Genomic DNA, 18,465 nt, shown 5'->3' on the forward strand with positions numbered 1-18,465 from the left:
TTTCTAAATTTTAGTTTTGAAATGATCCCAACCACCTGTTTCAATGTCAACTTCGCTTTTGTCTTCTTTTATCAACTTAATTCCTTGTTCACGATCAAGAATTCGTCCGATGACTTTGACTTCGTTATATAGTTCGTTTAACTTTTTAAGTTCATTTTCGGATACCGTGAATAGAAGTTCGTAATCTTCTCCACCGTGTAGGACATACATCAAATAATCTTCGTTGAATTCATCTTTCGCAATTTTTTTGACGAGGTCATCTACTGGCAAGCTTGTTTCGTAAATTTCTGCGCCGACATTGCTTTGTCTGCAAATATGTCTTAGGTCTGATGAAAGTCCATCGCTTATATCAATCATTGAATTAACTTTCACTTTCAAATCTTTTAATTTACTTGCCACATCAAGCCGTGGTATAGGTTTAAGATGTTTTTCAATTGCTTTCAGAAACGGTTCAAAATTTGGTTTAAAATTTTGTTTATCTTCCGCTTCCATAAATTTTTTCTTCTCACGAAGGAGGATCTTCAATCCTGCATACGATAATCCCAGCGTTCCTGTTACACAGATGTAATCACCGACCTTTGCTCCACTGCGGTATGGGATTTCATCTTTGTTTGCTTCACCTATCATTGTTACGGATATCGCCATATTTCCAAATGTTGTTGTCGTATCTCCACCGATAAGTGAAAAATTAAATTCGTTGCAGGCTGATTTAATTCCGAAATATAAATTTTCCATCATTTCAACGGAAATTTTTCTCGGTATAGCGATCGTAATCAAAGCATATCTTGGGATTGCAAGCATCGCAGCAAGGTCGCTTAAGTTAACAACCATTGCTTTCCAACCGAGATTTCGTAGCGAGACAAATGTAAGATCAAAATGAATACCTTCAATCAAGGCATCTGTCGTGACAACTTGAACTTTACCTTCCGTTGGTATATAAACAGCTGCATCGTCTCCAATTCCTTTAATTATAAAAGAGTCACGGTAAGGCTGGATTATTTCATTAAGTCTTGCGATTAATCCAAACTCTCCAATTTGTGAGATTTCGGTGAAACTCTCGTTCATAAAATTCATTCTCCGATTATTTGGACAATTATGTTTCTTGTCCTCGGGCGGTTGTCAAAGTCAACAAGGACGATTTGTTGCCATGTGCCGACGAGCAGCTTCCCTTCTGAAAACGGAACTGTCAAAGATGCGCCAAGGATTGAAGCTCTTACATGGGCGTAGCCGTTATCATCACCCCACCTTGAATCATGATGATATCGTTTATCCATTGGAGCGATTCTCTCAAATGCTTCTTGAAGGTCTTTTAGTAAGCCCGGCTCATACTCAATTGTCGTCACACCTGCGGTAGAACCGGAAACGAAAATTGTTACATTCCCGTTTTTTAATTGGTGTTTTTTCAAAATTAACTGGACTTGTTCGGTTATGTCAATTATGTCGTTAAATCCCTTTGTTGAAACTGTTAATTTATCCGTTATAACTTTCATAAGCCAACGGCAATTTTATTGTAATTAACTCGGTTTGATTTTTCACATAGAAAACCAAGTCATCTTTGCAGAAAAAGGCATCTGGGATAAAGAAGGAAAGGTCGGAGTAGAGGACATCCTCATATATAACTTCGCTCCTTTCAATGTCAACTATCTTAAGTATGTTTGAAAATTTTTCTATCTCAAGAGGAAGTTTTGGTTTGTTTAAAGTGTGGTAATTTAGAATTGCGAAGTTTTCTTTTGTCAGAATTTCTGGCGTGAATCTTGGATCAGCGTTTTGAATAAATAATTTTACATTTTCAGATATTTCGTCGTAGTTTGGAAGGTTTTCATCAAAAGGCAATGGTGTTTCAATGAATCTCATGCTTTCTGATTTTATTTCTTTCAATTCGTTTATAAAATCTGTATCTTCTCCAAGCTCTCGGATGATTTCGCCAGTTCTTGAGTCAAGCTCAAAGAAAGATCTGTGTTCTATCAAGTTTTTCGCGGTATAAACTTTTCCATTTAAAGCAAAGAGAAAATTGTAGGTATCGTTCTCCCACAGAATTTTCCCATCTTCGGAGTTGACGGCGTAGATTTTTCCTTGAATTGGGAAATCAGGTCGTTTGAATTCGCATACAAAAAACAATTCTTCATCCGAATCAGATATTTGGATCCACCACGGTTCATCAATGTTAAGATTTTCCCAAACCAGTTTCCCATTTATTGTTGAAAGGCAAACGAATTTAACCATTTTTTTATCAATGTTTCTCAATTCGCACAAAATTTTATCAAATCTTGTTGGAAAGATTTTCCATATTTTGAAGTTCTCTGGGGATTTGAAAACCCAAAGGGGTTTTATCTTCTTTCGGGATTGGAATAGTTTCATTTTTTATCTTTTTCTGATTTCGTTTCTGGTTCTGCGTGGACTATTACTTTTGATACTTCTTTTATGTCAAGGTAAATTTTGTTTTCAATTGTTGTTGCTATTTCATGGGCTTCGGAAAGAGAAAGTGAGCTGTCAAGTAGGCAATTCATCGTGACTTTATATTTTCCATCTATTTCCATAACGGTTATATCTCTGCAATCAAGAACGCCCTTTTGTGATTTTGCGATTTCTTCTATTTTCTGGATCATTTCATCACATCTGTCGTTAACTATTTTCGTTTCTTTTATCATGTCGCTGTCCTCATCTATGTGAATTGAAATTTTTTCAACATCTGGAAGTTTTTGTTTTATTTGTTCCTCAATTTTGCTTGCTACTTTATGCGCCTCTTCAAGCGTTTGAGTTGCTCCAACTTCAAGATGAAGATCAACAAAGTATCTATCATTTACTTTTTGGACTTCAATGTTATGTGCGGACATACCTGAGCCAATTAGTAGCATTTTGACTTTGTCAATTATCGTCTCATCACTTGTCTCAACGGGTTCGGAGTGAATTACGATATCAACATTTGGAATTATTTGTTTGATTTCATCTTCAATTAGATTCATGATGCGATGTGCGTGTTCAAATGGTATTGTTCTTTTAATATCAACAATCATATCAACAAAAGATTTTGAACCTGCTTGTCTTACTCTTATGTTTTTACAATTCACGACACCGTCAATTCTGAGAACTCTATTTTTTATTTTTTCCACAAGGTTCACATCTGGTATCCTGTCCGTTAGCATATCAATAGTTCTTTTGCCGAGCCGTAAACTTATCCATATGACGATCCCAGAGACAACAAGAGCAGCGAAAGCGTCAGCTTTATGAAATCCCAACCCCGCACCTATTAAACCAACTATGACAACAGCAGAGCTTAAAATATCGGTGCTGAAATGTAAAGCGTCAGCTTCAAGTGCTTGACTATTATATTTCTTTGCTGTTTTGAACAAAATTCTTGAGCGTGAGTAATCAATGATAATGGCAGTAACTATAACAGCAAAACTCCAGAAATTAACTTCTATATGAACTTCATAGAAGAAAATTCTTTCAATTGCTTCATATATTATCCAACCGCAGGTTACAAGAAGGAGCAATGTTTCAAAAAGAGCTGATAGATTTTCAAATTTACCATGTCCGTATGTGTGTTCTCTATCTGCAGGTTTATCGGCGATCTTCACGGCGAAATATGTCATCCCGGCTGCAACGAGATCAAGTCCGCTATGAGCAGCTTCTGAAAGAATTCCCAAGCTTTTTGTCATTAAACCAACTACGAGCTTAATCCCTGTCAAAAAAACAGCTGCGATAACCGAGCTCAACGCTGCTTTTTGCTTTTCAATGCTTGCTTGAGTTTCCATAGGATCTTGGGATTAAACTTTAAAATTTTTTTAAATTTATTCAGTAAAAAATGCAATTGCAAACTTTGAAAATTGCGGAATTTTTAAAACAAATAACTTTCGTTGATGCGAAACATCAAGCTTTTGATTGAATATGACGGAACTAACTTTGTCGGATGGCAAATTCAGCCGAACGGAAGAAGCGTGCAAGGTGAGATCAAAAAAGCTGTAAAGCAAATAATAGGTGAAGATGTCAACTTGATTGGAGCAAGCAGAACTGATGCTGGCGTTCATGCTCGTGGGCAGGTTGCAAATTTTAAATGTGAAAGCAAAATCCCAACGGAAAATCTTAAAAAGGCACTAAATGCGATACTTCCTGATGATATTGTTATTCACAAAGTTGAGGATGTGAGCTTAAGTTTCCACGCAAGATATGATGCTGTGGAGAAAACTTACAGATACTTTATCACGAGGAATAAAGTTGCGATAGGAAGAAATTATTTTTGGTTTCTTAAGTATGAGGTTGATTTTGAGAAGCTTGAAAAATGTGCGGAAATAATCGTTGGGAAGTTTGATTTTGAAGTTTTTTCAAAAAAGGGGGCGAATGTTAAAAACTACATTTGCAATGTCAAAAGAGCAGGCTGGAAAGCCGATGGCGAAAAATTAATTTTTGAGATCACGGCTGATAGATTCCTTTACGGCATGGTCAGGGGTCTTGTTGGAGCGATGGTTGATGTAGCAAGGGGCAGAATTGAGTTTGAAGTTTTCAAAAGAATTTTATTTGAAAAATTCAACGATGTTGAGATAATGCACGCACCAGCTTGTGGTCTTTTCCTTGAAGAGGTCAAATACGCCAATTCTTGAACACTAACTCAAAAAGAGTTATATTAAAAATAAAAAAGATGAACGAACAAACCATCGCACAGCAGATCAACATTGAGCTTGGGGAGAAAGAAGCTGAGGGAATTTATTCAAATCTTGCCATCATCACTCACTCACCTGCGGAATTTGTGATTGACTTTACAAGGATTCTCCCGGGTGTGCCGAAAGCAAAGGTATTTGCCAGAATAATAATGACACCGCAACATGCGAAGCTTTTGCTTAAAGCTCTTGATGATAACATCAAAAAATACGAAGCGACATTTGGAGAGATAAAAATTTTTGGTGAAACCGATCAGAAAACACTTGGTTTTAAACCGTAAAATCAAAATGGAGTTTTCATATGTATGGTTATTTTGTCCTTGTCCTTCACACACATCTTCCTTATGTCATTGGGCACGGTAGATGGCCACATGGAATGGATTGGTTGAATGAAGCAGCAAGCGAATGTTATATCCCACTTCTTAACATTTTTAATGAATTAAAAGATGAAGGTGTAAATTTCAAAGTTACAATCAATATCTCGCCTGTGCTTGCGGAACAACTCGCAAGTAGAGAGTTTGTTGCGGAATTTCTACAGTATCTTCAAATGAGAATAGAACTTGCTGAACAAGACGAAATTGAATTTGTAAGAACCGGAAGGAAAAATCTTGCAGGGATCGCAAAGTTTTGGAAGGAATACTATCAGAATGTTTTGGATAGCTTTACAAATAGATATTCTGAAAATTTAATTTCTGCATTTCGTGAGCTTCAAGATTCTGGGCATCTTGAAATAATTACTTGTGCTGCGACCCATGGTTATTTGCCACTTCTTGCGCTTGACACGAGCGTTCAAGCACAGATTAAGCTTGGCGTCAGAGTTTATGAAAAATATTTTGGACGGAAACCAAAGGGTATATGGCTTCCTGAATGTGCGTATAGGCCGGGATACAGATGGAAAATGCCAGTTCAACCTGAAAATAATTTTGATGTCCTTGAGTATGAAAGGAAAGGTGTTGAAGAGTTTTTATCAGAAAATGGGATTGAGTTTTTCATCGTTGACACTGCAACTTTAAAAGGTGGGAAGACGATCGGGGTTTACCTTGAGAGATTTGAAGGATTGAAAAAATTATGGGAGCAGTTTGAAGCACAAGTTAGGTATAGACCTGAGGAAGAAAAATCCCCATATGAAATTTATCTTGTTGGTTCTGGAAAGCCTGAGAAAAAACCAGTTGCTGTTTTAACGCGAGATCCGAAAACAGGACTACAGGTATGGAGTGGAGAGTGGGGATATCCTGGAGATGGATGGTATCTTGATTTTCATAAGAAGAAATTCCCAAGTGGTTTGAGATATTGGCGTGTGACAAATTCAAAGGCAGATCTTGCAGATAAGCTTGAATATGAAATTGACAAAGTTGAATCTCGGCTTGAGGAAAATTCTTCGCATTTTGTTGAACTTATAACAGCAACATTAAAAGAACATTTTGAAAAAACTGGCAAAGTTGGTGTTTTAACAGCACCATATGATACGGAACTTTTTGGACATTGGTGGTTTGAAGGTCCAAGGTTTTTAAAGAAGGTATTTCAAAAATTGAACAATTCAAGTTTCGTAAAACCTGCTACTGCTTCTGAAGCGATAGATAAAATCAATCCGTCAACAGTTATCTCTCTTCCCGAAGGCTCGTGGGGTGAAGGAGGTTATCATTATATTTGGCTTAACAAAGATACAGAGTGGACTTGGAGGCATATATACGCTAACGAGATTAGAATGCATGAGTTAGCAAAAAGGTATTCAAATTCAAGCGATGAAAAATTGGTCTTTATGATGAAACAGCTTGCGCGTGAACTTTTGCTTCTTCAGGCCTCCGATTGGCAATTTTTAATTTCAACTATATCAGCTCGTGATTATGCTGAAATGAGAGTTGTTTTTCATAACGAAAACTTCAATAGGATAGCTGACATAATAGAAAAATATATCAACACCGGCGAGTTAAGCTTTGAGGAATGGAATTTCGTCGTGGGATGTGCTGAAAGGGACAATATTTTTAACGAGATTGATTTGAAATGGTGGGCTGAGGTTGAATTTCCGTGATTTTTTTATTATTTTACTTTTGGCATAGAAATTGCTGTCAGAAGTAAAATTTTTCTTCATTTTTTATGAGTTTGAAGCCAATACTCATAGATGGCATCTATGTTGATCCGAAAGTTGCAACTTCATACTTTATGTGCGATGTTGAAAAGTGTAAAGGTGCTTGCTGTTTTATGGAGGGTGATTTCGGAGCCCCTCTTCTTGAAGAGGAGATTGAAATAATTCAAGATGTTCTTTCAATTGTTAAGCGATATCTACCTGAAAAAAATCTTAAGTTCATTGAAAAATACGGTTTTTATGAGAAGAGCGAAACTGGATATTCAACCATGTGCGTTGATAAGAGAGAGTGTGTTTTTGTTTTTTGGGAAGATGGTGTTGCAAGGTGTTCATTTGAGAAAGCTTTTTTGAAGGGAGAGATTAATTTTAGAAAGCCCATCTCGTGTCATCTTTTCCCCTTGAGAAATTACGGGATAAACGGGGCTTTAGTTGGAGGTGAAGCTCTAAAATACGTCAAGATAAAAGAATGTAATCCAGCTGTTGAAAAGGGAGAGAAGGAAAAGGTAAAACTTTATGAATTTGTTAAACCCGCCTTGGTGAGATATTTTGGACAGGAATGGTATAACAAAATGGTGTCTCAAATTAAATCCTTAAATAACAGGAGGTGAAGAAAAGTGTTAAAATATGGACAACATCAAACTTTAGAAACAAAGCTAACACCACAGCAAATTCAATACCTAAAGCTTCTTCAAGTCCCTGTTGTTCAACTTGAGCAAAAGATCCAAGAAGAGCTTGAACAAAACCCATTTCTTGAGGAAGGAATTGAGACATCGCTTGATGAAGTGTATGAACTTGAGCTTTCGGAAGAAGAAGATTTGGATCAAGCAGTGAAACAGGAGTTAGAAGAGGAATATGAAGAAATAACTGGGGACAAACAACCAAAGAAAGAGGAAGAATATACATTTGAGGATTTCGTTAAAGTTCTTCAAGATGAGGAGGCGTTTATTCCTAAAACGAAGGATGTAGTTGGAGAAGAACTTGAGGACGAGCTGCCTTGGCAACCTCCATCTATTGAGCCACTTAACGAAAGACTTTTAAAACAATTTATGGCTGTCGCTGAAGATGATAAAGAAATAAGAATAGCCGAAGAAATTCTTGGCAATATTGATGATGATGGATACCTCACAAGGAGCGTTGAGGAAATAGCCGAAGATTTACGGCTTGGAGAGAAAATGGAGGTGACAGCTCAAGAGGTTGAAAGTGTTCTCAAAAAAATTCAACGGCTTGATCCGCCAGGAATAGGGTCGAGAGATTTAAAAGAATGTCTCCTCGTCCAACTGGAAGTGGGAGATTTTCCGGAGGATAAGAAGGAACTTGCTGTTAAAATTTTAAGCACCGCATATGATGATTTTATGAAGAAAAGATATAATGAATTGGTCAAAAAGTTTGGGCTAAGTGAACAAAAACTCAAGGAAGTTTTTCAAATAATACAACGGTTGAATCCAAAGCCTGGAGAGGGGAAAAGCATTGTGCAAGAATATATCGTTCCCGATTTTATTGTTGAGAGGATTGGTAATGAATTCGTCATAACTTTGAACGAAAAAAGAATTCCCAGCATCCGTTTGAACAGGAGTTATTACGATATCTTAAAGAAGCAAAAGAATATCAATTCGGAATTAAAAGAGGAACTGAAGAAACAGTTTTCAAGGGCTAAATGGTTTGTCATCTCTATTTATCAGCGAAGGGAAACGCTATTGAAGATTATGAAAGCTATAGTTGAATTGCAGAGAGAATTCTTTGAAACTGGGGAATCGCTGAAGCCAATGATCTATAAAGATGTTGCCGAGAGAGCGGGCGTAGATATTTCAACGGTAAGCAGGGCGGTAAATCAAAAATATGTCCAAACGGATTACGGTATTTATAAATTAAGGGATCTTTTCAGCGAAAAAATTAACACTGTTGATGGAAATGAGGTTTCAAATAAAGAGGTTAAAGAAAAAATAAAAGAAATAATTAGTCAAGAGGATCCTCGTAAACCGCTAAGCGACGAGCAAATTGCAGAGATCTTGCGAGCTCAAGGATTTAACATCGCAAGGCGAACTGTTGCAAAATACAGAGATCAGCTTGGAATTCCAACTGCAAGATTGAGGAGAAGAATTGAATAAAAACAAATCACGATTTTTAAAGTGGGGAAAATTATAAGATCAACAACAATACTTGGTTTAATTCATAATGGACAAGCGGTGATGGGTGGAGATGGACAAGTGACGCTTTCGGAAACAGTAATGAAACATGGTGCAAGAAAGGTAAGGAAGATCTACAACAACAAAATACTTGTTGGTTTTGCTGGTGCTTCAGCTGACGCCCTTGCTCTGATGGAAAGATTTGAGGCAAAGCTTGAGCAATACAAAGGCAACCTTCTTCGTGCTGCAACCGAGCTTGCTAAAGATTGGAGGATGGATAAATATCTTCGTCAGCTGAACGCATTGCTCGCTGTGATGGACAAGGAAAACGCATTGATAATTTCAGGAACCGGAGATGTAATTGAACCAGATGACAAGATAGTTGCAATTGGCTCTGGCGGAAGCTATGCTCTTGCAGCAGCTAAAGTTCTCGTGAAACATTCAAATCTTTCGGCTCGGGAAATAGTTGAGGAATCTTTAAAAGTCGCCGCTGATATTTGTATTTATACGAACCATAATATCATAATTGAAGAACTTTGAGATTAAAAAAATCAAAAGATGGAAAAGCGATGATTAGAAATCAAATGAACAAGGGAGAAAACGAAATAGAACTAAAGCAGAGAAGAGATTTAAAGGAACTAACACCCGAGGAAATAGTTAAGGAACTTAACAAATACATAATTGGACAAGATCAAGCCAAAAGAGCTGTTGCTATTGCTCTCCGAAATAGGTGGAGAAGGCAACAGGTTCAAGGTGAGTTAAGAGAAGAGATAACTCCCAACAACATAATTTTGATTGGTCCGACTGGTGTTGGAAAAACTGAGATCGCACGTCGGCTCGCAAAGTTGGCAAATGCTCCCTTTGTTAAAGTTGAAGCTTCTAAGTTTACAGAGGTCGGATATGTCGGAAGAGATGTTGAATCAATGATAAGAGAACTCGTTGATATTGCGGTTAACATGGTTAGAACCGAAAAAATGGAGGAAATCAAAGATCGCGCAAGAGAACTTGCTGAAGAAAGACTGTTGGACATATTATTGCCAAAGAGGAAGAAGAAAAAACATGACGAAGGCGAAGAATACTATGATGATTACGAAAATGATGAAATGAAGCAAACGAGAGAAAAACTAAGAAAGCAATTACGGGAAGGAAAACTTGATTCAAGGACGATAGAAATAGAAGTATCCTCCCAATCTCTATCTGGTATGCAGATCGTCGGTCCATTTCCTATTGATGATCTCTCAATGAATATGCAAGATTTTATTGAAACGGTGATCCCAAAAAGGTATAAAAAAAGAAAGATGACGATCGCTGAAGCAAGAAATTATCTTATTCAAGAAGAGGCTCAAAAATTAATTGACATGGAGGCAGTTATAAAAGAAGCAAAAAGAAGAGTTGAAAATCTTGGGATCGTGTTTATAGATGAAATTGACAAAATTGCGAATCCAGGTGGTTACACAGTCGGACCCGATGTTTCAAGAGAAGGAGTGCAAAGAGATTTGTTGCCAATAGTTGAGGGTTCAAATGTTATGACAAAATATGGAATTGTGAAAACAGATCATATACTTTTCATAGCTGCAGGTGCTTTTCATGTTGCGAAACCAAGCGATCTTATCCCCGAACTTCAAGGTAGATTTCCGATAAGAGTTGAGTTAAATCCATTAACTGAGGAAGATTTTGTAAAAATTCTCACATTGCCAGAGAATGCTTTGATAAAACAATATAAGGCGCTTCTTGAAACTGAAGGAGTTGAACTTGAGTTTACAGATGAAGCAATACGGGAGATCGCTCGTTATGCAGCTCAAGTAAATGAACAACTTGAAAACATCGGGGCAAGACGACTTCAAACAGTTATGACGACGCTTCTTGAGGATATCTTATTTGACGCTCCAAATTTAAAAGGACAGAAGATTTTAATAACAAAAGAATTTGTCCAGGAGAAACTCGCACCGATAGTTAAAGATCGTGATTTAAGCCGATACATTTTATAAAGTTTAAGCCCTATTGCTATTGATATTTAGTGATAAAATTTTTAACTTAAATCAAAAAAATGTTAAAACATGCCTGTAACGCTTCCGATTGAAGTATACGAGGCATTTGAGAAATCTTTAGGGCGAGAGGATGCTAAGAAAGTTGTAAAATCACTTGAAACGGCGATCTCCGAAGCAACGGAATATAAGTGGGCTGTTTCAAAAGATGAAATAGTAACAGAAATAAGAAACGAGATTAAGGCTTTTGAGTCAAGAATTTATGATGGGTTTGATAATTTAAGAAATGAAATTTACGGTAAATTTGATAGTTTAAGAAACGAAATTTATGATAAGTTTGACAACTTTAGAGCTCAAGTTCACGCTGATATTGAGGCTTTCAAAACTGAGGTTCGCAATGAGATTGAATCTTTTAGAGCAGAAGTCCGTGCTGAAATTAATACTTTCAAAACCGAAGTTCGCGATCAGATTGAATCTTTTAAGGCAGAATTTCGCGCTGAAATTAATACTTTCAAAACCGAAGTTCACAATGAGATTAAATCTTTTAGATCAGAAGTTCGCGCTGAAATTGACGCCTTCAAAACCGAATTTCACAATGAGATTAAATCTTTTAGATCAGAAGTTCATGCTGAAATTGATACCTTCAAAACCGAATTTCACAATGAGATTAAATCTTTTAGATCAGAAGTCCGTGCTGAAATTGATACCTTCAAAACCGAAGTTCATAATGAAATTGAGTTGCTTAGGTCCGAAGTAAGGCGAGATTTTATCACGAAAGAATTGTTTGAATCCAGAATCAGTGAGCTTAGGATGGAAATAAAAGCGGAGTTAACGAAGTTGGATAAAAAATTTACAATAATGTTCGCAGTTTTACTTTTTGTGATCATATTTTTAAACCAGCAAGCTCTTGAATTTATAGCTAGACTTGTTGGGCTTCTGAAATAAAAAGTCAACATATGGCTCAACTTTACATTGAGACTTCACAAAACTTTGACGACTGGGACAAATTCAATTTATCCTCCGCACAATCAAATCCATTCCAAAGCTATGATTGGTTAAAAACCTACAGCGAGTTTTTCAACTTTTCAGTTAACATTTTATTTGTCAAAAAAGGCGAAGAAACAATCGCTGGGCTGATTTATCCTTTGCGAAGGAAACTTTATTTTCGTGTTTCAACGCCGCTTCTTTTTTCGTATTACAGCGGGATATTATTTGGCACTTTCCAAAAAGAGAAACGACAGAAGATCATATCTGAAAAAAACGAAGCAATCCTCAAAATTCACGAGTATTTGAGAAGAGAACTTGATTTCTTTAACTTCAAACTTCATTACACGATTGATGATATCAGACAGTTTAAATGGCTCGGATATAAAATCTTGCCGAGACATACATTTGTACTTTCTCTTGAATCCACCGAAAAGATTTGGGATGGATTTAGCAATTCGTTAAAAAGGAAAATAAAAGATGCTCAAGAGCGCGGTTTGAATGTTGTTAGAACCAAGTGGGCTGATAAACTTGCAGAACATCAAATTTTAAGCTTTGAAAGGACGGGAGGTAGATTTTTTATTGGCTTGGATGAACTCAAACGACTTATTCAAAATCTTGTAGAAAAAAATTTATTGACAGTTTATCATCTCGTTGATAAAAATAATCAAGTGATCGCTTCTCGCGGCGTATCTATATGGAACGGTAAAGCATATGATGTGATTGCCGGGATGGGTGAAAGAGAGATAAACAGCGCAACTCATTTCCTCGTTTGGAAAATACTTGAGGATCTGTCGTCGCAGGGTGTGAGAGAGTTTGATTTCTGTGGCGCGGATATTCAAAGCGTCGCTTTCTTTAAAATGCAATTTGGTGGGGATATTAGAATTTCCTTTGATGTAAGTTTTGCTAAAGGACTTGTGAAATTTTTCATTTGATCAAAAATGCGTGAAAATTTTATAATAGTTAAAAAGGCCGGGTTCGTAAGCTTATCAAAAGTTGTAAATTTGCTTGGGCTTCTTGTTGTGACGATTATATTAGCACGATACTTTACGAGATCTGAATTTGCTTCCTATGATCAATTTTGGCTTATTTTTAACACAATTTTCCCGGTGGCGTCATTTGCGTTTACGAGCTCAATTTATTTTTTCGGATCAAAAGAAAACGCCGGCGATTATATCACGGAGATCTTTTGGTTTTTATTGTTCGTTGGACTTATGGTAACATTTTTTCTTTTTCTGTTAAGTTCTGAAATAGCAAAATTCATAAAAAATCCGAGATTTGCTCAAGATTTTCCTGCATTTGCAATTTTCTCTCTTTTTTCGTTTCCATCAATTGTGCTTGATGCAATTCTAATTTTAAAAAATGAATTTAAAACTTTATTCAAAGTCACGACGCTGACAATAGTTGGATATGCTTTTGCCGTTGTTTTAACTATTTTATATAAAATGAGCGTGGATTTCATTTTTATATGTCTTTCTGTGATTGCGCTTTTCAGATTTGTTTACACTTGGAGTTTGATACGGAAATTTTGGAATGTTAATTTGAAAGGTGGAAATAATTTGTTCCCGCACATAAAAGAGATCTTGCTATTTACATCTCCTCTCATCGTTGGGCATATTGGTGCTTTGGTTTCAAAGCAGGTTGATAAATATATAGTTGCAAATAATTTTCCAAGTGAGGTTTATGCGATTTATACGATTGGGGCGAGGGAATTGCCGATTGTCTCTTTGATAACGAGCTCTTTTGCTTCGGTTGTGTTTCCGGAGATCAGCAGGTTATATGCAAATGGCAGAGGCCTGGATGTTGCTCATCTTATAAGGGATGTCGTTCGCACGACATCAATGTTTATAATTCCAACTTTTTCGTTTCTCTTGTTCTTCGCTGAAGAGTTTGTTGTAATCTTGTTTTCCGAGAAATATGTTGAAAGCACACCAATTTTTAGAATTTATCTTCTGTTTTTGCCAGTGAGGGTTTTGGTTTACAGCTCGGTATTATCGGCGTTGGGAAAGCAGAAAATCTATATGCTCATTTCACTTTTTGATCTTGCTTTTAACTTATCTCTTGGAGTTATTCTTGTTAAAGTAGTTGGTTTAATTGGACCTGCGATTGCGGTCGTTAGTTCAACTTTTGTTGAAGCTTTGTTAATGCTTCTTTATATTTCAAAGGTGCTCGGTGGGATAGGTTTATCAAACATTTTGCCTTTTAGGTTTATGTCGGCTTTATGGATTTCATCTTTGATATTGTCGGTTTTGTGCTATCTTGTGAGCTCGTTGATTCACGGTTTGATTTTAAAATTTATTTTGCCTGCGGTTTTGTTTTCCGTTATTTATCTCTTTCTCGTTGTCAGGTTTTTGAGAAAGATTTGAATTTTTCAATTTTATTTTAAAAATTTTACTCGTAAGAAAACACAAGTAAAAAGTTAAGGAGGAGAGCAAAAATGTCTGAATTTAGAATTGAAAAAGATGCACTTGGCGAAGTAAAAGTCCCATCCTGGGCGCTTTGGGGAGCGCAAACACAAAGGGCTGTTGAAAACTTTCCAATAAGTGGTATAAGGTTTCCGAGGACATTTATCAGGGCAATTGGATTAGTCAAGTATTGTGCAGCAAAAGTTAATTTTGAGCTTGGTTTGCTTGATGAAACGAAAGCGAAAGCTATAATGGATGCTGCGAAAGAAGTTATTGAAGGAAAACTTGATGATCATTTCCCGCTTGATATTTTCCAAACAGGCTCAGGCACATCAACAAATATGAATGCGAACGAGGTAATAGCAAACCGTGCTTGTGAAATTCTTGGTGCGAAAAGAGGCGATAAAAATGTTGTTCATCCGAATGATCATGTTAATCTTGGGCAGTCATCAAACGATGTGATTCCATCTTGCATTCACATCTCAGCGGCAATTGCTGTTGCAGAACAATTGCTTCCAGCACTTGAAAAACTTCGTAAAGCACTTTTAGAAAAAGCGAAAGAATTTGACGATATCGTAAAGACAGGAAGGACACATCTTATGGATGCTATGCCTGTGCGACTTGGACAGGAATTTTCCGGTTATGCTGCGCAAGTTGAACTCGCAATCGAAAGAATCAATTCGGTGCTTCCAAGGTTATATGAGCTTGCTCTTGGTGGAACTGCAGTTGGCACTGGAATTAATACGCATCCAGAGTTTGGAAAGAGAATCGCCGAAGCACTCGCACAAGAAACTGGTATCCCATTTAAAGAAACCAGAAATCATTTTGCAGCTCAAGCATCAATGGACACAGCAGTTGAGTTAAGTGGTGCCCTGAAAGCTCTTGCAGTCGCACTTTACAAAATTGCAAACGATTTGAGATGGATGAACTCAGGTCCTCAAGCTGGGCTTGCTGAAATTCGCCTGCCAGCACTTCAGCCAGGTTCATCAATAATGCCGGGAAAAATTAATCCAGTTATCCCAGAAGCAGTTATGATGGTTTCAATGCAGGTGATAGGAAATGATTCTGTAATAACTTTAGCAGGTTCATCTGGAAATTTTGAACTCAATGTCGCTTTGCCTGTCATTGCTAGAAATCTTTTAGAGTCAATAACTATCCTTGCGAATGCAAGCAATGTTTTCGTTGATAAGTGTATAAATGGAATCGTTGCAAACAAGGAATATATGGAGCGACTCGCAGGACAAAACGCAATTCTTGCGACTGCGTTAACTCCTCATCTTGGTTATGATAAGGCAGCTCAAATTGTTAAAAAAGCAATGGCTGAAAATAAGACGATTCGTGAAGTCGTCCTTGAACTCGGATGGATGAAAGAAGATGAACTTGACAAAATTCTTGATATAAGAAAAATGACGGAAGGTGGATTTGTCGCTGGTGTATCAGCTGGTGGTTAATTCAAAGCTGAGAATTTGAAACTTATAAAGATGTATTAAACCATCCTCCTCCTTGCTTTTTTGTAATAACAGGGCAAGTTGAGAGGATGGATAATGGTTGGTCTATTTTTAGTGGGATTTTATTTTTAAAACAAAAACTTGGGATGAGAGATGAAAATAGAAAAAATACAAAAAACTCTTTCAGAACTCGGGCTTGATGGATGGCTTTTTTATGATTTTCATAACAGGGATAAAATTGGGATGAAAATTTTAGGCTTTCCATCTCAAGGGCTTGCGACAAGAAGATGGTTTTATCTTGTCCCGAAAGAAGGCAATCCGATAAAACTTGTTCATAGAGTTGAACCAGATAAACTTGATTTTCTTCCCGGAGAAAAACACTATTACTCTGGTTGGCGCGAGTTATATGAAAAATTGAAGCAAATACTTGGTGCTCCAAAGAAGATCGCAATGCAATATTCACCTTTGAATTCTATCCCGTATATTTCAATTGTTGATGCTGGGACTATTGAACTTATCAGAAGCTTTGGGCATGAGGTTGTTTCTTCTGCAGATCTCGTTCAGATCTTTGAAGCATTGATTGATGAAGAAACTATCAAAACTCATTTTGAAGCAGGGAAGCTCATTGATGAAACGCTTGATGAAGCATTTGAAGAAATAAGAAAGGCAGTTAGAAGTGGAAGATATAAAACGGAATACGAGATTCAGCAATTTATATTGAAAAGGTTTCACGATAAAGGTCTAACTTCAAACGAGGATGCGCCGATCGTTGGAGTGAATGATCATCCCGCTAATCCACATTTTTGCCCAACTCCTGAAAACGCAAGGGAGATAAAACCAGGCGATAAACTTTTAATTGATTTATGGGCGAAGAAAAATCAACCTGGTTCTATTTTTTATGATATCACATGGTGTGCGTTTATAGGTGATAATCCCCCCGAAGATTATGTTGAGGCATTCCATATAGTTAGAGATGCAAGAAGAGAAGCCTTGAAGTTCTTACAAGATCGCTTGAGCAGGAATCAGGAAGTCGCTGGTTGGGAAGTTGATGATGTCGCAAGAAGATATATTCAAGAAAAAGGTTATGGTGAGTTCTTTACACATCGCACGGGACATTCAATTGGTGAAAATGTCCATGGAAATGGAGCTAACATTGACAATTTTGAAACTCAAGATTTGAGAAAACTTGTCCCCGGTTGTCTTTTCTCGCTTGAACCAGGAATCTACATTCCTGGAAAGATGGGAGTTAGATCCGAGGTAAATGTCTACATTAACTCAAAAAAAGAGGCATTTATAACAGGGAGGGAACAACAAGAACTTGTTTTAATCTATTGAAAACCAAAGTTGGAGCGCGAAATGTTTTTAACAGCGATTATTATTTATCTGTTGATTTTGCTTATTGTTGGTATTACAAAAACGAGATCTGTCAAAACTCAAGAAGATTTCATGGTTGCTGGAAGGAAAACACCTGTCTATAAGCTTGTTGGAACTTTGCTTGCGACATGGATCGGATCTGGAAGCATAATTGCGGGCGCAGGACTGGCTTACAGAGTTGGGTTTTCAGAATTGTGGCTTTCTGCTGGTGCTTGGGTTGCTATTGTGATAGTTTATTTCCTTGCTGGTAGAGTTAGGAAAATTGCTCAATATACCATGCCTGATATACTTGAGCAAAGATATAATAAGTGGGCAAGAATTTTAGGAACTATAACGATTGTAATTGCATATGTGACGATCGCAAGTTATCAATTCAAAGGTGGAGCTTTCGTTTTAAATTTAGTTACTGGACTGCCAGTTGAACAGGGAATTATAATTACTGCTATTTTTGTAATTATATTTACAGCTCTTGCTGGACTTATCTCAGTTGTCACAATGGATGTGATAAATGGAACTTTAATGTTGCTTGGCATTGGTCTTGCGGTGCCGATAGTTTTGTACAACATCGGAGGTTGGACAGCTGTAACAGAAACACTGCCTCCAGATAGGTTTGCAATTTTCGGGCAAAAGGATTTCATCTGGGCTATGGGTGTATTCTTTCCGACATTTTTCCTTCTTTTAGGTGAATCAAGTATGTATCAGAAATTTTTCAGCGCAAAGGATGCTAAATCCGCAAGACAAGCGGTTATTTTTTGGGTTATCGGTACAATTATAATTGAAACTTCAATCACAGCTCTTGCCGTCTTCGCAAGTGTTAAGTTCAAATTGCAAGAGTCAGAAAAAGTTATATTACATCTTGCAACTCATGGAAATGAAATTGGGCTTCCAACTATCGTTGGGATAATGTTGATAGTTGCAGCGATGGCAATTATAATTTCAACGGCAAATAGTTTCCTTTTAACGCCGAGCACAAATCTTGTGAGGGACATATATCAGAGATTTATAAATCCAAATGCTTCGCATAAACAAATAATCACTTTACAGAGAATTTTGATAGTGGTTCTTGGATTTCTTGGTTATCTTCTCCTCACTCGGTTTCAAACGGTTTTGCAAATGGCTTTAACTGCATACACGATGATTGGTGCGGGATTAACACCTGCGCTTCTTGCGGCATTTCTTTGGAGAAGAGTTACAACTGCAGGAGGGGTTGCAAGTATCGCCACGGGAATGGGGATAACTTTGATCATAACACTTATAAATATGTTCAGGAAGAAACCATTGCTTGAAGCAGATTACATCGTTTTGCCAGCAGCTGCAGGATCAATTCTTGTTTTGATAGTTGTAAGTTTGTTAACACCTCCAGATCCACCAGAAAAATGGAAGCCATTCATTGAAAATAAAAGTTAAT

The 18,465-nt window shown here is 37.1% G+C and carries 17 protein-coding genes; 13 read left to right on the forward strand and 4 right to left on the reverse strand.

Going from position 1 to position 18,465, the window contains the following annotated elements; all coding sequences use genetic code 11:
• Positions 1-3 precede the first annotated feature (3 nt).
• From thiL to NZ923_06930, 4 genes are read right to left on the reverse strand one after another with little or no spacing between them, the layout of a single operon-like run.
• Positions 4-1,065, reverse strand: a complete 1,062-nt coding sequence (gene thiL / locus NZ923_06915; protein MCS7229749.1) for a thiamine-phosphate kinase — start codon at positions 1,063-1,065, stop codon at positions 4-6.
• Positions 1,066-1,070: 5 nt separating this feature from the next.
• Positions 1,071-1,490: a secondary thiamine-phosphate synthase enzyme YjbQ gene (locus NZ923_06920; GenBank protein MCS7229750.1), complete on the reverse strand. Its 420-nt coding sequence runs from the start codon at positions 1,488-1,490 to the stop codon at positions 1,071-1,073.
• Positions 1,471-2,358, reverse strand: a complete 888-nt coding sequence (locus NZ923_06925) for a DUF4905 domain-containing protein (protein ID MCS7229751.1) — start codon at positions 2,356-2,358, stop codon at positions 1,471-1,473. Before NZ923_06925 ends, NZ923_06920 begins: the two co-directional genes overlap by 20 nt.
• Positions 2,355-3,755, reverse strand: coding sequence for a cation-efflux pump (locus tag NZ923_06930; GenBank protein MCS7229752.1), 1,401 nt, complete (start codon positions 3,753-3,755; stop codon positions 2,355-2,357). Before NZ923_06930 ends, NZ923_06925 begins: the two co-directional genes overlap by 4 nt.
• Before the next feature lie 105 nt (positions 3,756-3,860).
• Between NZ923_06930 and truA the strand changes: the two genes are divergently transcribed.
• The 13 genes from truA (at position 3,861) to NZ923_06995 (ending at position 18,464) form a co-directional block, all read left to right on the forward strand.
• Entirely contained in the window at positions 3,861-4,598 is a 738-nt protein-coding gene (gene truA / locus NZ923_06935) for a tRNA pseudouridine(38-40) synthase TruA (GenBank protein MCS7229753.1), read from the forward strand.
• Positions 4,599-4,636: 38 nt separating this feature from the next.
• Positions 4,637-4,936: a DUF3467 domain-containing protein gene (locus NZ923_06940; GenBank protein ID MCS7229754.1), complete on the forward strand. Its 300-nt coding sequence runs from the start codon at positions 4,637-4,639 to the stop codon at positions 4,934-4,936.
• A gap of 20 nt (positions 4,937-4,956) precedes the next feature.
• Positions 4,957-6,684, forward strand: coding sequence for a DUF1957 domain-containing protein (locus tag NZ923_06945; GenBank protein ID MCS7229755.1), 1,728 nt, complete (start codon positions 4,957-4,959; stop codon positions 6,682-6,684).
• A gap of 65 nt (positions 6,685-6,749) precedes the next feature.
• Positions 6,750-7,346, forward strand: coding sequence for a DUF3109 family protein (locus NZ923_06950; GenBank protein ID MCS7229756.1), 597 nt, complete (start codon positions 6,750-6,752; stop codon positions 7,344-7,346).
• 6 nt (positions 7,347-7,352) lie between these two features.
• Entirely contained in the window at positions 7,353-8,843 is a 1,491-nt protein-coding gene (gene rpoN, locus NZ923_06955; GenBank protein ID MCS7229757.1) for an RNA polymerase factor sigma-54, read from the forward strand.
• 21 nt (positions 8,844-8,864) lie between these two features.
• Positions 8,865-9,401 (forward strand): ATP-dependent protease subunit HslV, encoded by a 537-nt coding sequence (gene hslV / locus NZ923_06960; GenBank protein ID MCS7229758.1) that lies wholly within the window; start codon positions 8,865-8,867, stop codon positions 9,399-9,401.
• 44 nt (positions 9,402-9,445) lie between these two features.
• Entirely contained in the window at positions 9,446-10,849 is a 1,404-nt protein-coding gene (hslU, locus tag NZ923_06965) for an ATP-dependent protease ATPase subunit HslU (GenBank protein MCS7229759.1), read from the forward strand.
• A gap of 69 nt (positions 10,850-10,918) precedes the next feature.
• The gene (locus NZ923_06970; protein MCS7229760.1) at positions 10,919-11,791 is read left to right on the forward strand and encodes a hypothetical protein; all 873 of its coding nucleotides are present in this window, start codon (positions 10,919-10,921) and stop codon (positions 11,789-11,791) included.
• An 11-nt stretch (positions 11,792-11,802) separates the two neighbouring features.
• Positions 11,803-12,765, forward strand: coding sequence for a GNAT family N-acetyltransferase (locus NZ923_06975; protein MCS7229761.1), 963 nt, complete (start codon positions 11,803-11,805; stop codon positions 12,763-12,765).
• A gap of 6 nt (positions 12,766-12,771) precedes the next feature.
• Positions 12,772-14,196: an oligosaccharide flippase family protein gene (locus tag NZ923_06980; GenBank protein ID MCS7229762.1), complete on the forward strand. Its 1,425-nt coding sequence runs from the start codon at positions 12,772-12,774 to the stop codon at positions 14,194-14,196.
• Positions 14,197-14,267: 71 nt separating this feature from the next.
• Positions 14,268-15,686 carry a class II fumarate hydratase gene (locus NZ923_06985; protein ID MCS7229763.1) on the forward strand — a complete coding sequence of 473 codons (1,419 nt, stop codon included), beginning with the start codon at positions 14,268-14,270 and terminating at the stop codon, positions 15,684-15,686.
• Positions 15,687-15,836: 150 nt separating this feature from the next.
• Positions 15,837-17,018 (forward strand): M24 family metallopeptidase, encoded by a 1,182-nt coding sequence (locus NZ923_06990; GenBank protein MCS7229764.1) that lies wholly within the window; start codon positions 15,837-15,839, stop codon positions 17,016-17,018.
• Between the two features lie 21 nt (positions 17,019-17,039).
• On the forward strand, positions 17,040-18,464 hold the full coding sequence (locus NZ923_06995) for a sodium:solute symporter family protein (protein ID MCS7229765.1): 1,425 nt from the start codon (positions 17,040-17,042) through the stop codon (positions 18,462-18,464).
• Position 18,465: the final 1 nt, after the last annotated feature.

The organism is Candidatus Kryptonium sp. (genome assembly GCA_025060635.1).
Lineage (GTDB): Bacteria > Bacteroidota > Ignavibacteria > Kryptoniales > Kryptoniaceae > Kryptonium.

Bases quoted from the DNA above. Each gene is read 5' to 3' on its own strand.
- NZ923_06995 (MCS7229765.1), top strand. From the start codon at position 17,040: ATGTTTTTAACAGCGATTATTATTTATCTGTTGATTTTGCTTATTGTT.
- truA (MCS7229753.1), top strand. From the start codon at position 3,861: ATGCGAAACATCAAGCTTTTGATTGAATATGACGGAACTAACTTTGTC.
- NZ923_06925 (MCS7229751.1), bottom strand. From the start codon at position 2,358: ATGAAACTATTCCAATCCCGAAAGAAGATAAAACCCCTTTGGGTTTTC.
- NZ923_06920 (MCS7229750.1), bottom strand. From the start codon at position 1,490: ATGAAAGTTATAACGGATAAATTAACAGTTTCAACAAAGGGATTTAAC.
- NZ923_06990 (MCS7229764.1), top strand. From the start codon at position 15,837: ATGAAAATAGAAAAAATACAAAAAACTCTTTCAGAACTCGGGCTTGAT.
- NZ923_06930 (MCS7229752.1), bottom strand. From the start codon at position 3,755: ATGGAAACTCAAGCAAGCATTGAAAAGCAAAAAGCAGCGTTGAGCTCG.
- NZ923_06950 (MCS7229756.1), top strand. From the start codon at position 6,750: ATGAGTTTGAAGCCAATACTCATAGATGGCATCTATGTTGATCCGAAA.
- hslU (MCS7229759.1), top strand. From the start codon at position 9,446: ATGAACAAGGGAGAAAACGAAATAGAACTAAAGCAGAGAAGAGATTTA.
- NZ923_06940 (MCS7229754.1), top strand. From the start codon at position 4,637: ATGAACGAACAAACCATCGCACAGCAGATCAACATTGAGCTTGGGGAG.
- NZ923_06945 (MCS7229755.1), top strand. From the start codon at position 4,957: ATGTATGGTTATTTTGTCCTTGTCCTTCACACACATCTTCCTTATGTC.
- NZ923_06970 (MCS7229760.1), top strand. From the start codon at position 10,919: ATGCCTGTAACGCTTCCGATTGAAGTATACGAGGCATTTGAGAAATCT.
- thiL (MCS7229749.1), bottom strand. From the start codon at position 1,065: ATGAACGAGAGTTTCACCGAAATCTCACAAATTGGAGAGTTTGGATTA.
- NZ923_06975 (MCS7229761.1), top strand. From the start codon at position 11,803: ATGGCTCAACTTTACATTGAGACTTCACAAAACTTTGACGACTGGGAC.
- NZ923_06985 (MCS7229763.1), top strand. From the start codon at position 14,268: ATGTCTGAATTTAGAATTGAAAAAGATGCACTTGGCGAAGTAAAAGTC.
- NZ923_06980 (MCS7229762.1), top strand. From the start codon at position 12,772: ATGCGTGAAAATTTTATAATAGTTAAAAAGGCCGGGTTCGTAAGCTTA.